At 58.6% G+C, this 13,414-nt stretch carries 9 protein-coding genes and 2 rRNA genes; 2 read left to right on the top strand and 9 right to left on the bottom strand.

Going from position 1 to position 13,414, the window contains the following annotated elements; all coding sequences use genetic code 11:
- Positions 1 to 7 precede the first annotated feature (7 nt).
- The 3 genes from AD669_RS17840 to AD669_RS17850 form a co-directional block, all read right to left on the bottom strand.
- The gene (locus AD669_RS17840) at positions 8 to 1,033 is read right to left on the bottom strand and encodes a histone deacetylase family protein (RefSeq protein ID WP_053122121.1); all 1,026 of its coding nucleotides are present in this window, start codon (positions 1,031 to 1,033) and stop codon (positions 8 to 10) included.
- Between the two features lie 154 nt (positions 1,034 to 1,187).
- On the bottom strand, positions 1,188 to 2,417 hold the full coding sequence (locus AD669_RS17845) for a Zn-dependent hydrolase (protein ID WP_053122123.1): 1,230 nt from the start codon (positions 2,415 to 2,417) through the stop codon (positions 1,188 to 1,190).
- Positions 2,418 to 2,439: 22 nt separating this feature from the next.
- Positions 2,440 to 3,750, bottom strand: coding sequence for an MFS transporter (locus AD669_RS17850; protein ID WP_053122125.1), 1,311 nt, complete (start codon positions 3,748 to 3,750; stop codon positions 2,440 to 2,442).
- A gap of 159 nt (positions 3,751 to 3,909) precedes the next feature.
- Between AD669_RS17850 and AD669_RS17855 the strand changes: the two genes are divergently transcribed.
- Entirely contained in the window at positions 3,910 to 4,845 is a 936-nt protein-coding gene (locus AD669_RS17855; protein WP_053122127.1) for a LysR family transcriptional regulator, read from the top strand.
- Here the strand turns inward: AD669_RS17855 and AD669_RS17860 are convergent.
- From AD669_RS17860 to AD669_RS17870, 3 genes are read right to left on the bottom strand one after another with little or no spacing between them, the layout of a single operon-like run.
- Positions 4,839 to 5,768 (bottom strand): glyoxylate/hydroxypyruvate reductase A, encoded by a 930-nt coding sequence (locus tag AD669_RS17860; protein WP_053122129.1) that lies wholly within the window; start codon positions 5,766 to 5,768, stop codon positions 4,839 to 4,841. The two genes, AD669_RS17855 and AD669_RS17860, sit on opposite strands and share 7 nt — an antisense overlap.
- Positions 5,765 to 6,520, bottom strand: a complete 756-nt coding sequence (locus AD669_RS17865) for a class II aldolase/adducin family protein (protein ID WP_053122131.1) — start codon at positions 6,518 to 6,520, stop codon at positions 5,765 to 5,767. Before AD669_RS17865 ends, AD669_RS17860 begins: the two co-directional genes overlap by 4 nt.
- The gene (locus tag AD669_RS17870) at positions 6,517 to 7,818 is read right to left on the bottom strand and encodes an MFS transporter (RefSeq protein ID WP_053122133.1); all 1,302 of its coding nucleotides are present in this window, start codon (positions 7,816 to 7,818) and stop codon (positions 6,517 to 6,519) included. The genes AD669_RS17865 and AD669_RS17870 overlap by 4 nt, the downstream gene beginning before the upstream one ends.
- Before the next feature lie 155 nt (positions 7,819 to 7,973).
- Here AD669_RS17870 and AD669_RS17875 point away from each other — a divergent pair, with 155 nt between their 5' ends.
- Positions 7,974 to 8,933 (top strand): LysR family transcriptional regulator, encoded by a 960-nt coding sequence (locus AD669_RS17875; protein WP_172680132.1) that lies wholly within the window; start codon positions 7,974 to 7,976, stop codon positions 8,931 to 8,933.
- Positions 8,934 to 8,945: 12 nt separating this feature from the next.
- Here AD669_RS17875 and mrdA read toward each other — a convergent pair whose 3' ends face one another.
- From mrdA to AD669_RS17890, 3 genes are all read right to left on the bottom strand, one after another.
- A complete protein-coding gene (gene mrdA / locus AD669_RS17880; protein ID WP_053122139.1) occupies positions 8,946 to 10,838 on the bottom strand; it encodes a penicillin-binding protein 2 in 1,893 nt (630 codons plus the stop codon).
- Positions 10,839 to 11,063: 225 nt separating this feature from the next.
- A 5S ribosomal RNA gene (gene rrf, locus AD669_RS17885) occupies positions 11,064 to 11,179 on the bottom strand.
- 156 nt (positions 11,180 to 11,335) lie between these two features.
- Positions 11,336 to 13,414 (bottom strand): 23S ribosomal RNA (locus AD669_RS17890); the annotation flags it as partial.

Below are 13,414 nucleotides of genomic sequence, written 5' to 3' on the forward strand. Positions count from 1 at the left end.
CCAAATATCAGATCTGCCAAACCTCACCATTCACAAAAAACGCCCGAGCATTATCCTCAAGACTCTCCAGGTGATATCCACCCTCCTGCACAATCAAACACGGCAACCCAAGCTCGCGAATCCGCTCACCCAAGGTGGCAAACCCCTCACGCGTCACCGCCACTTTGCTCTGCGGATCCAGCTCATAAATATCGAACCCCAATGACAGCACCAGCACCTCGGCACCAAACTTACGCACCGCCGCCAACGCCACATCCAGTTGCCCAAGGAAATCCGCTTCACTCGCACCATGCGCCATCGGCAGATTGAGATTGAAGCCCTCCCCCGCGCCCGCACCGCGTTCTTCGGCAAACCCGGCCACGCCCGGATAGAAGTTGGTCGGATCGCCATGCACCGAGACGTAGAGCACGTCATCGCGGTCGTAGAAAATTTCCTGAATGCCCTGACCGTGATGCATGTCGGTATCGAGCACCGCGACCTTGGCGAACTTGTCACGCAACACCTGCGCCGCCACCGCCGCGTTGTTCACATAGCAAAAACCACCGGCGGCTTCGGCACGCGCATGGTGTCCCGGCGGGCGGCACAGCGCGTACGCCGCCGGCTCGCCATCGATCAACGCCTGCGCGCCCGCCACCGCGCTTTGTGCCGACCAGTACGCCGAACGCCAGGTCTGCTCGCCGACCGGGCAACTGCCGTCGGCGAGATAGCGTGCGGCCTGCGCGAGGATTCCGCGCAGGGCATTGGGTTCGCGGACGAAGATGTTCGACATGACTTCATCGCCCCAGTCTTCGGGGATTTCCTTCCAGCGCGCGTGCGCTTCCTGGAGGAATGTCAGGTACGGCGCGCCGTGTACCGCGAGCAATGGCGCGAGGCCGGCGTCGGTCGGTTGTACGACGCTGAAGCCCAGATTGTGCGCGGCTTGCACCAGACGCTGCGCGCGCTCGGGGACTTCCTGTGGCGTGCGCATCTGGCCACGGGAGTAATAGCTGCGTGGATGGTGGAGCAATTGTTCTGGGTGGAAAAAACTGCGCATGGGATGGATTCCTGTCAGTTAACGTAATGCTTGAATCTGAATACATTCCCCTGTGGGAGCGGGCTTGCTCGCGAAAGCGGAGTGTCAGGCACCGACGATATTGGCTGACCTGACGCCTTCGCGAGCAAGCCCGCTCCTACATGGGGAATGGGGATTACCGGGAAATTTCAGCGCGGGCCAGGACGGCGTTGAGCAGTACATCGGTGCCTTGGCGCACATCCTCGGGCAGCACGTCTTCGGCCTCGTTATGGCTCAGGCCGCCGACGCACGGGATGAAGACCATTGCCGTCGGGCAGTACCGCGCGAGCAGAATCGCGTCATGCCCGGCCCCACTGACAATCGATTGTTGAGCGTAGCCCAGCGCATCCACCGCCGATTGCACTGCCGCCACGCACTCGGCGTCAAACGGCGTGGCCGGGCTGATCCAGTGCGGGGTGATCGTCACGCTCAACCCCCGCGCATCAGCAATCGCCTGCAAACGTGCGCGCACTTGTTGTGCCATCGCGGCGATAGCGTCGTCACGGTGATGACGCAAATCGACGGTGAAATTCACCAGCCCGGGAATGGTGTTGCGTGACGATTTATTGATGCTCAGTTCGCCCACGGTGGTGAGCCCTTCGGGAGCGAAATCCGTCGCCAGTTCTTCAATCGCCTGAATCATCCGTGCCACGCCGTACAAGGCGTCCTTGCGCAACGGCATCGGCGTGGTGCCGGCATGCGCGGCCATGCCTTCGACGCGCACATCGAGCCAGCGGATCGCTTGGCCACCGCTGACCACACCGATGCTTTTCGCGTTGTCTTCAAGGATCGGGCCTTGCTCGATGTGCGCTTCGAAATAGGCATCCACCGCACCTCCCAAGGCACGGTCAGCGGCGTAACCGAGGCGCTGCAATTCTTCGGCAACGCTGATGCCGTTGGCGTCGCGCACCGCCAGTGCGGCCTGCAAATCCATGATCCCGGTGAACACCGCCGAGCCGAACATCGCCGGGGTAAACCGCGCGCCCTCCTCGTTCGTCCACACCGCGATTTCCAGCGGTTTGCGGGTTTTGATGTTCTGGTCATTGAGGCAGCGCACCACCTCCAGACCGGCCAATACGCCGTACACGCCATCGAAGCGGCCACCCTCCGGTTGAGTGTCGAGGTGACTACCCAACATCACCGGCGCCGCGTCCGAATCGGTGCCGGGGCGACGGGCGAACAGGTTGCCGATGGCATCGACACTCAGGGTCATGCCCGCTTCACGGCACCAGTGGGCGAACAGTTCGCGGCCTGCTTTGTCTTCGTCGCTCAACGCCAGACGGCAGCTGCCGCCGCGTGCGGTTGCGCCGATTTCGGCCATCGCCATCAGGCTCGCCCACAGGCGTTCGCCATTGATCTTCAACATGAGGTGCTCCTGGAATTCGAGATTAAATAGAAGCCATTTCCGCGCGATGAGCGCTGGCATGGCGACGTGCGAGGGACAACACGCAGATCAGCGAAACCGCAGCGATCAGGCTGTAGAACACCGCCAGCGGCCACCACTGACCGGTGAACTTGTGCGCGAGCATGGTGCCGATCAGCGGCGTCAGACCACCCGCCACCGCTCCGCAAATCTGATAGGCCAGCGAGATCGCGGTGTAGCGCACGCGGGTCTCGAACATGCCGCTGACGTACCCGGCGATCACCGCGTAAAACGACGCCATGCACACCACCGCCAGTGCGATGCCGAGAATGATCAGCGGCGCCTGCGCCGAACTCACCAGAACAAACATCGGATACGGCGAGGCCATCGCCAGCAACGACACCAGACAAAGGAACCGCGTGGCGCCGATCTTCTCCGCCGTCCATGCCGCCAGCGGCTGAATGCAAAACTGAATGATCGCAACGACGAACAGGCATTCAAGAATCAACGAACGCGGCAGCGCCAGTTGCTGAGTGGTGTAGGCGATCATGAAGGTGTTGGTGAAATACACCCCGGCAATGCCCAGCGTGTTGGCGCCGATGCACAGCAACAGTGGGCGCCACGCGGTGCGCAGAACCTCCATCACCGGCGCTTGCTCCTTACGGGTTTCCTTGCTCGCCTTCTCGCGGCTGGCGAGGAACTCCGGCGACTCATTCACGCCCAGACGAATCGCCAGACCGACCAGCAGCAACAACGCACTGGCGAGGAACGGCAGACGCCAGCCCCAACTCATCAAATCTTCCTCGGGCAAACGGGTCACCGCGCTGAATGCCAGCAGCGAGAGGATCAAACCCGCCGGGCTACCGAGTTGGGCGAAGGACGCGAAGAAGTTGCGCCGGCCCTTCGGCGCGTGTTCGCCGGCCATCAACACCGCCCCGCCCCACTCGCCACCGACGGCGATACCCTGGACGACGCGCAGCAGAATCAGCAGCACCGGCGCGGCCACGCCGATCTGGGCGTAGGTCGGCAGCAGACCGATGCACACGGTGACCACGCCCATCATCAGCAACGTGATGATCAGCGATTTCTTGCGGCCGATGCGGTCGCCGATGTGGCCAAAAATGATCCCGCCCAACGGCCGCGCAAAAAAGCCCACGGCGAAGGTGCCGAAGGCGGCCATGGTGCTGAACAGTGGATCATCGGAAGGGAAAAACAACGCGCCGAACACCAGCGCGGCGGCGGTGGCGTAGATGTAAAAGTCGTACCACTCAATCATGGTGCCGATAAAGGCAGCGGCTGCCGCACGGCGCGGCTGGTTGGAAGCTTGGGGCTTCATGGTCGGGCTCCTTTGATTGTTTTTTTGGCAGGAGGAAAACGCTGGGGCGAGGCACTCTGGCGGTGCCTGTCTGGGAGTGATTTATCGTCCCGGGGCTATGATTAGTCAATTTTCTATTTATTATTCTTACTATTACGCCAACTTATAATCGAGGCCACGATGGCTGAGCGCGATGTACAACGTTTGCTGAATGATCGTCTGGACTGGAACCTGTTGCGCACCTTCCGCGTGATCGGTCAGGAGCTGAGCATCAGCCGCGCCGCCGCGCGTTTGCACCTGACGCAGCCGGCGGTGAGCCAGGCACTCAAGCGTCTGGAAGAACAACTCGGTCGGCAACTGATCGCCCGGCGTGGCCCGCGCTTTGCCCTGACCGAAGTCGGCGAGCAGATCTTCGAACTCGCTGGCGAGATTTACGGACAGGTGTCACAGGTCGGCGGATTGCTCGAACAACCGGCCGACGAAGTGATCGGCAAAGTGCGCCTGTTGATCATCAGCCGGATCTTTTCCGACCGCTTCGATGACTTTCTTGCCGACTTTCATCGCCAGTATCCACGGGTGGATCTGGAGGTCGATGTGATGCGCAGTTCCGACATCGTCAGCGCCTTGCAGGAGAAAACCGCGACCCTCGGCCTGAGCCTCAATCGCCGCCCGCAACCGCGTCTCGAACAGCGTTTGTTCCTGCGACAGCGCTATGCCTTTTTCTGCGGCAAGCACCATGAATTGTTCGGTCGCGAGGACGTCAGCGAAGGCGATTTGCAGCGCGAGAATTTCGTCAGTTTTACCAGCGACCAAATTGGCGGAATGCTCTCGCCGTTGACGATTTTTCGGGATCAGCAGGGTTTCAGCGGACGCATCGTCGCGTCCTCGCCGAGCCTGGAGGAAGTCCGGCGACTGGTGATCGCCGGGTTCGGGATTGGTTGCTTGCCGGAGCATGTGGTGGCGGCGGACGTTGAGGCGGGATTGCTCTGGCGACTGCCGCCTCACGAAGGGATTGCCGATGTCGACATCCATTTATTGTGGAACCGCGACCAGCGCATGAGCCGCGCCGAGACGCTGTTTATCGAACGTTTGCAGGCGTGTCTGGCGACTCAATAACCCAGCGTTCTGTCGGCGCTGTTGAGTAGCTCTTCCCCCGAATTCAGTCGGCGGAAGTTCTCGGCGATCTGCTCGGCGATGCAGTCGTGGGAAGCTGCCGAGGCCATGTGCGGGGTGATCGTTACAGCGGCGGTTGTCCAGAGTGGATGGTCGCTGGGTAACGGTTCCTGATCGAAGACGTCGAGTATCGCGCCACGCAGTTTCCCTGTTTGCAGCGCCTGTTGCAGATCCTCGATATTCAGGTGTGCGCCGCGTCCGACATTGACCAGTGCTGCGCCGTTGGCCAGGTGTTCGAACGTGGTTTGATTGAGTATGCCGCGCGTCTCGTGGGTCAGTGGCAACAGGTTGATCAGCAGCTCCACGTTGTGCAAAAACGCCGTGAAGGTTTTCGAGCCGGCGAAGGTCTGCACACCCGGCAGATCCTTGGTACTTCGCGCCCAGCCGCGAACGTCGTAACCCGCGTTAGCCAGATCTTCGGCGATGGCGCTGCCGAGCGATCCCAGGCCCATGATCCCGATCCTGAATTGACTCGCCGGGCGTTGCTGCGGGCGCTCCCAGTGCTGGCGTTTTTGCTGTTGCAGCACCTGATCAAATCCCCGGTGAAAGTGAATCACCGCCCAACGTACATACTCGGTCATGCCTTGCCGATGACCGGGATCGACCACCCGGCACACCGGCAGATCCGGGCACGACGGATCGTGCTCCAGATGATCGATACCGGCGGCCACCGAGTGAATCACTTGCAGATTGGGTAACGCGGCGAGACTGCCCGGCAGCGGAAACCAGCAGGCCGCGATCTGCGCATCAAACGCTCGCGGGTCATCGGCCAGCACTGCCGTGAGGTGCGGCGCGCTGCGTGCAAACGCTGCCTGCAATTGCTTGAGCAACAGCAAGTCGCGGGACAACAGTGCAACGGTATTCATGACAGATAGGACTCGCGCTGGGAATCGATCAAGGTCAAAGCGGCCGCCCAGGCCAGGTCGATGATGTTGTCCTGTTCATCGCGGTCGAACTGTTCAGCGGTGTGCGCGCAGACTTCGTGGGACGGATAATGCAGCTCCGAACCACCGGCCAATGCCTGCACTTGCGCCTGACAGGCACGCTCGAGAAAGTGGATTTCCTGAAAGGCCTGAGCCACACCCGAGCCACCAACCAGCAAACCGTGATTGCGCAAAATCATCGCGCGGTGCGGGCCGAGGTCGGCGATCAAACGCTCGCGTTCATCCAGCGACAGCGCGATGCCTTCGTAGGTGTGATAAGCGAGTTTTCCGTAGAACTTCAGCGCGTGTTGGCTGATCGGCAGCAAGCCTTGTTTTTGCGCAGCGACGGCCATCCCGGCGGCGGTGTGCGTGTGGATCACGCAGTTCAGATCCGGGCGCGCCATGTGGATCGCCGAGTGAATGACGAAGCCTGCGGCGTTGACGCGATGACCCGCATATTCAGGGTCGACGATGTTGCCATCCTGATCGATGCGCACCAGATCCGAAGCACGCATGCGGTCGAAAATCACCCCGTAGCGGTTAATCAGAAAATGGTGCTCTGGCCCCGGAATACGCAGGGTGATGTGCGTGTCGATCAAGTCGGTCATGCGGAAATGCGCGATCAAGCGATACAGCGCGGCGAGCTCACAGCGGGCTTGCCATTCAATCGGATCGATGTGGGCAGGTTTACTCACGAATATACCTCTTTGTTGGAATGCAGAACGACCGGCGCGGCACGCAGCCGAGCGAGGCCACAGACACCGATGAGCGACACGGTCGAGAGCAATGTGAAGAACACCGCCAGAGGCAGCCATTGCCCGGAAAATTTGCTGGCGAGCAGCGTGCCGATCAAAGGCGTGGTGCCACCGGCGAGCGCGCAGCTCAGTTGGTACGCAATGGAAATTCCCGAGTAGCGCAGATGCACCGGGAAGGCCTGAGTCATGTAGCCAGCAATCACTGCGTACAGCGCCGACAGGATCACCACCGCGACGGCAATGCCGAGGGTCATCAGCAAGATGTTTTGCGTGCCGACCAGCAGGAACATCGGGTACGGCGTGACCATGCACAGCAACGCAACCAACGTCAGGAAGCGGCCTTCGCCAATGCGTTCGGCCAGAAGCGCCGACAGCGGTTGCGAGAGCAGTTGAATCACCGTGACCAGGAACAGGCAATCGAGAATCGTCGCCCGCGAAATGCCTTGGTATTGGGTGACGTAGGTGATCATGAACGTGTTGGTGAAAAAGAACCCGGCCGAGCCAATGGTCACCGCAGCCGCCGCGAACAGAATCTGCCGCCAGCACTGACGGATCACGTCTTTGACCGGGTATTTCGAGGTTTCGTTGTTCTCTTTGGCATTGGCGAATTCCGGCGATTCATGCACGCCGGAACGGATCATCAAACCGACCATCATCAGCACGCCACTGGCGAGAAACGGCAGACGCCAACCCCAGGCGAGAAACTCTTCCGGCTCCAGCGAAGTGACGAGGCGGAAGGCGATCAAGGCCAACAACAATCCGGCAGGACTGCCGAGTTGAGCGAAGGATGCGTAAAAGGTTTTGCGCTTGGCCGGCGCATGTTCGCTGGCCATCAACACTGCCCCGCCCCACTCGCCACCAACGGAAATCCCTTGGATCAGGCGCAACACGATCAAACCGATCGGCGCCCATATGCCGACGCTGGCATAGCTCGGCAGCAAGCCGATACCGGCAGTCGCCAGGCCCATCAGCGCCATCGTCACCAGAAGCATTTTCTTGCGCCCGAGACGGTCGCCCAAATGACCGAAAACCATCCCGGCCATCGGTCTGGCAATGAAGCCAACGGCGAAGCTGCCGAAGGCTGCGAGCGTGCTGGTGACCGGATCTTCGCTGGGGAAAAACACTTGCCCAAGCACCAGTGCGGCGGCAGTGGCGTAGATGTAGAAATCGTAGAATTCGATGGTCGTGCCAATGAAGGCAGCGGCCGCGGCGCGCCGCGGCTGAGCGGTGGTGTGCATGCAAGGACCCTGTGTATTTATCGTTTTTTTGGGCAGGTTTCAGGCGGCTGACGGTCACGCTCTGTGGCGCTTGTGGGCTTTATCGCTTCCGTGACAGGATTAGTCAATTTTCAAAAACTTAAAGCTAGTATTAGCTCTGCTACTACATGGAGTGTGTGATGTCCTCTTCCAACCCTTGGGTCGGTCGGCGCTTTCTCAATGATCGGCTGGACTGGAACCTGTTGCGCACCTACCTGGTAATCGGCCAGGAAGGCAGCATGAGCCGCGCCGCTGCGCGCTTGCACATCACCCAGTCGGCGGTGAGTCAGGCGTTGAAACGCCTCGAAGAACAACTGGAATGTGTGCTGATCGCGCGCAGCGGACGGCGCTTTGATCTGACCGAAACCGGCGAGGAAGTCCTGCGTATCGCGGCGGATATTTATGGCGATATTTCACGACTGGGTACAGTCATCGAGCATCGCCATGATGACGTGGTCGGCAAGATCCGCATCCTCACGGTCAGCGGTGTGCAGGCGCGGCACTACGATGATTTTCTGGCTGACTTCCATGAAACCCATCCGAAAATCGAGCTGGAAGTCGAGGTGATGGGCAGCTCGAACATCATCAGTTCACTGCTGCAAAAAACTGCCACGGTGGGCGTTGGCCTATGTCGTCTCGCGCAACCACGGCTTGAACGGCGGGTGTTGTTTCGCGAGACCTACGCGTACTTTTGCGGGCAGCGCCATCGGTTGTTCGGGCAACAGAATCTGTCGCTTGAGGAATTGGCGGCGGAGAACTTCGTCAGCTTCACCAGTGATCAGCTCGGCGGCAATCTATCGCCATTGACGCTGTTTCGCGATCAGCAAGGGTTCACCGGCAAGATCGTGGCGTCTTCCACCAGTTTCGAAGAGATATACCGATTGATCTGCGCCGGATTCGGCATCGGTTGTCTGCCGACGCACTTGGTGCGGCGCGACGTCGAGCAAGGTCTGCTCTGGCGGTTACCACCGGAGGACGGCGTGGTGGATTTCGATATCGAGTTGCTGTGGAATCGCGAGCAGAAAATGACTCAGGCCGAGACCGTGTTCCTCGACAGCTTCCAGCACATGCTCAGCTTGCGTGAGCCTGTGCTGTGAAGCTGTAATCGATCAAACGTGCGGATCGCCTGGCGCTTTGGCTGGCGCCGCGTATTGCGGCTTGAGATGGCCATCCTGATCAAGTAGCCAGGCATCCATAATCTGCCGCACCACAGGACCTGCTACTCGGCCACCGGCCTCACCGTTTTCGATCATCACTGCAATCGCGATTTTCGGATGCTCGGCCGGCGCGAAGCCGACGAACAAGGCGTTGTCGCGATGGCGCTCGAGGGTTTTCTCGCGGTTGTAACGCTCACCCTGCTTGATCGCCACCACCTGCGCCGTACCACTCTTGCCAGCGATGCGGTACTGCGCACCGGCCGCTGCTGCACGAGCAATGCCTCGCGCATCGTGCATCACCATCTGCATACCGTGGTTGACCTGTTCCCAATCGCGGGGGTCTTTGAGCAGGATGTTCGGCATCGGGTTCTCATCGACCGGCGCAACGCCATCGACGGTTTTCGCCAGGTGTGGACGGTTCCACACGCCTTTGTTGGCGATCAGCGCAGTGGCCTGAGCCAGTTGCAGCGGCGTGACTTGCATGTAGCCCTGGCCAATACCGAGGATCACGGTTTCACCCGGGAACCAGGCTTGGCGGCGGGTTGCGCGCTTCCAGGCTTGCGACGGCATCAAACCGGGCGACTCTTCGAACATGTCCAGCGAGACCTTTTCGCCGAGGCCGAACATCGCCATGTAGTCGTGCAGGCGATCAATGCCAAGCTTGTGCGCGAGGTCGTAGAAGTAGGTGTCATTGGAACGCATGATCGCGGCGTCCATGTCTACCCAGCCATCGCCGCTGTGGTTCCAGTTGCGGTACTTGTGATCGAAGTCCGGGAGTTGGTAGTAACCCGGATCGAAGACGCGGGTCTGCGGCGTCACGACGCCGGCATCGAGACCGGCGATCGCCACTTCCGGCTTGATGGTCGACCCCGGCGCGTAGAGGCCGCGCAGCACACGATTGAACAGCGGCCGGTCGATAGAATCACGCAGCGCCGAATATTCCTTGGAGCTGATGCCGGTCACGAACAGGTTCGGGTCGAAACTCGGGTTACTGACCATGGCCAACACTTCACCGGTAGCCGGGTCGAGCGCTACTACGGAACCGCGACGATCACCCAGTGCCGCCTCAGCGGCTTCTTGCAGGTGAACATCGAGGCTCAGAACGATGTTTTTCCCCTGTACCGGATCAGTGTGCTTGAGGACTCGCAGCACTCGGCCTTGGGCGTTGGTTTCCACTTCTTCGTAGCCGACGTGGCCGTGCAGCTGGGCTTCGTAGAAACGCTCGATGCCGGTCTTGCCGATGGATTGCGTGCCGCGGTATTCGACCGAGTCGAGGGTCTTGGATTCTTTTTCGTTGATACGGCCGACGTAGCCGATCGAGTGGGCGAAATGCGCACCGAGTGGGTAGTGGCGGACGAACTGCGGTTCAACATCGAGCCCGGGCAGGCGGAACTCGTTAACTGCCAGAACGGCGATCTGCTCTTCGGTCAATTCATAGAACAGTGTCACTGGCGTGAAGGGATGACGCGATTGCTTCATCGCCTTGTCGAACACCGTGCGGTCTTCGGCAGGCAGGTGCAGGAGGTTGATGACCTCATTCAGCTCTTCATTGACGTCGGTGGCGCGTTCGCGGGTGATGATCAGGTTGTAACTGGGACGGTTGTCAGCCAGCAACACGCCATTGCGGTCGTAGATCAGGCCGCGTGTGGGCGGGATCGGCAAGACGTGGACGCGGTTGTTTTCGGAGATGGTCGAGTGGTAATCGAACTCGACCACTTGCAGGATGTACAGGCGCACCACCAGGGCACAGCTGACTGCAAAGACGAACAGAGCACAGGCGATCAACCGTTTGTTGACCAGACGTGTCTCTTTTTCGTGATCCTTGATCGGGATAGGTTCAGGCATTTCTACAGCAACTCTTTGACATAAATTAATGCCGTTCCTTGGGCATGACATCAGTCCGTTAAAAAACGAGCTGCACCATACCAAAAACTGCCCGGTCACTTCAGAACGTTTTTCTCCAATGGCAGGTCTTGCGACGGTCGGAACGGACTCAACGCGTCGTGAAAACTTTTCTTGCGGGCAAAACAAAACCCCAACTGCTTTCGCAATTGGGGTTTCGGAATTTAATCTTGACGATGACCTACTCTCACATGGGGAAACCCCACACTACCATCGGCGATGCATCGTTTCACTGCTGAGTTCGGGATGGGATCAGGTGGTTCCAACGCTCTATGGTCGTCAAGAAATTCGGGTACTGAGTCGTGGCCAGATGGCCTCGCTTCAGCAAATTGGGTATGTGACAGCTTTCGGTGTTTGTGAACATCGAACTTTCGGTTCGTTTCGTCTTCACACACCGCAATCTGATGCTCTCTCGAGTAGTCAAATTGCTTGGGTGTTATATGGTCAAGCCTCACGGGCAATTAGTATTGGTTAGCTCAACGCCTCACAGCGCTTACACACCCAACCTATCAACGTCGTAGTCTTCGACGGCCCTTCAGGGAACTCAAGGTTCCAGTGAGATCTCATCTTGAGGCTAGTTTCCCGCTTAGATGCTTTCAGCGGTTATCTATTCCGAACATAGCTACCCGGCAATGCCACTGGCGTGACAACCGGAACACCAGAGGTTCGTCCACTCCGGTCCTCTCGTACTAGGAGCAGCCCCTCTCAAATCTCAAACGTCCACGGCAGATAGGGACCGAACTGTCTCACGACGTTCTAAACCCAGCTCGCGTACCACTTTAAATGGCGAACAGCCATACCCTTGGGACCGGCTTCAGCCCCAGGATGTGATGAGCCGACATCGAGGTGCCAAACACCGCCGTCGATATGAACTCTTGGGCGGTATCAGCCTGTTATCCCCGGAGTACCTTTTATCCGTTGAGCGATGGCCCTTCCATACAGAACCACCGGATCACTAAGACCTACTTTCGTACCTGCTCGACGTGTCTGTCTCGCAGTCAAGCGCGCTTTTGCCTTTATACTCTACGACCGATTTCCGACCGGTCTGAGCGCACCTTCGTACTCCTCCGTTACTCTTTAGGAGGAGACCGCCCCAGTCAAACTACCCACCATACACTGTCCTCGATCCGGATAACGGACCTGAGTTAGAACCTCAAAGTTGCCAGGGTGGTATTTCAAGGTTGGCTCCACGCGAACTGGCGTCCACGCTTCAAAGCCTCCCACCTATCCTACACAAGCAAATTCAAAGTCCAGTGCAAAGCTATAGTAAAGGTTCACGGGGTCTTTCCGTCTAGCCGCGGATACACTGCATCTTCACAGCGATTTCAATTTCACTGAGTCTCGGGTGGAGACAGCGCCGCCATCGTTACGCCATTCGTGCAGGTCGGAACTTACCCGACAAGGAATTTCGCTACCTTAGGACCGTTATAGTTACGGCCGCCGTTTACCGGGGCTTCGATCAAGAGCTTCGCGTTAGCTAACCCCATCAATTAACCTTCCGGCACCGGGCAGGCGTCACACCCTATACGTCCACTTTCGTGTTTGCAGAGTGCTGTGTTTTTAATAAACAGTCGCAGCGGCCTGGTATCTTCGACCGGCATGAGCTTACGGAGCAAGTCCTTCACCCTCACCGGCGCACCTTCTCCCGAAGTTACGGTGCCATTTTGCCTAGTTCCTTCACCCGAGTTCTCTCAAGCGCCTTGGTATTCTCTACCCAACCACCTGTGTCGGTTTGGGGTACGGTTCCTGGTTACCTGAAGCTTAGAAGCTTTTCTTGGAAGCATGGCATCAACCACTTCGTGTTCTAAAAGAACACTCGTCATCAGCTCTCGGCCTTAAGATCCCGGATTTACCTAAGATCTCAGCCTACCACCTTAAACTTGGACAACCAACGCCAAGCTGGCCTAGCCTTCTCCGTCCCTCCATCGCAATAACCAGAAGTACAGGAATATTAACCTGTTTTCCATCGACTACGCTTTTCAGCCTCGCCTTAGGGACCGACTAACCCTGCGTCGATTAACGTTGCGCAGGAAACCTTGGTCTTTCGGCGTGGGTGTTTTTCACACCCATTGTCGTTACTCATGTCAGCATTCGCACTTCTGATACCTCCAGCAAGCTTCTCAACTCACCTTCACAGGCTTACAGAACGCTCCTCTACCGCATCATCCGAAGATGATACCCGTAGCTTCGGTGTATGGTTTGAGCCCCGTTACATCTTCCGCGCAGGCCGACTCGACTAGTGAGCTATTACGCTTTCTTTAAAGGGTGGCTGCTTCTAAGCCAACCTCCTAGCTGTCTAAGCCTTCCCACATCGTTTCCCACTTAACCATAACTTTGGGACCTTAGCTGACGGTCTGGGTTGTTTCCCTTTTCACGACGGACGTTAGCACCCGCCGTGTGTCTCCCATGCTCGGCACTTGTAGGTATTCGGAGTTTGCATCGGTTTGGTAAGTCGGGATGACCCCCTAGCCGAAACAGTGCTCTACCCCCTACAGTGATACATGAGGCGCTACCTAAAT

The organism is Pseudomonas sp. P1.31, from assembly GCF_001269815.1.
GTDB classification, from domain to species: domain Bacteria; phylum Pseudomonadota; class Gammaproteobacteria; order Pseudomonadales; family Pseudomonadaceae; genus Aquipseudomonas; species Aquipseudomonas rustica.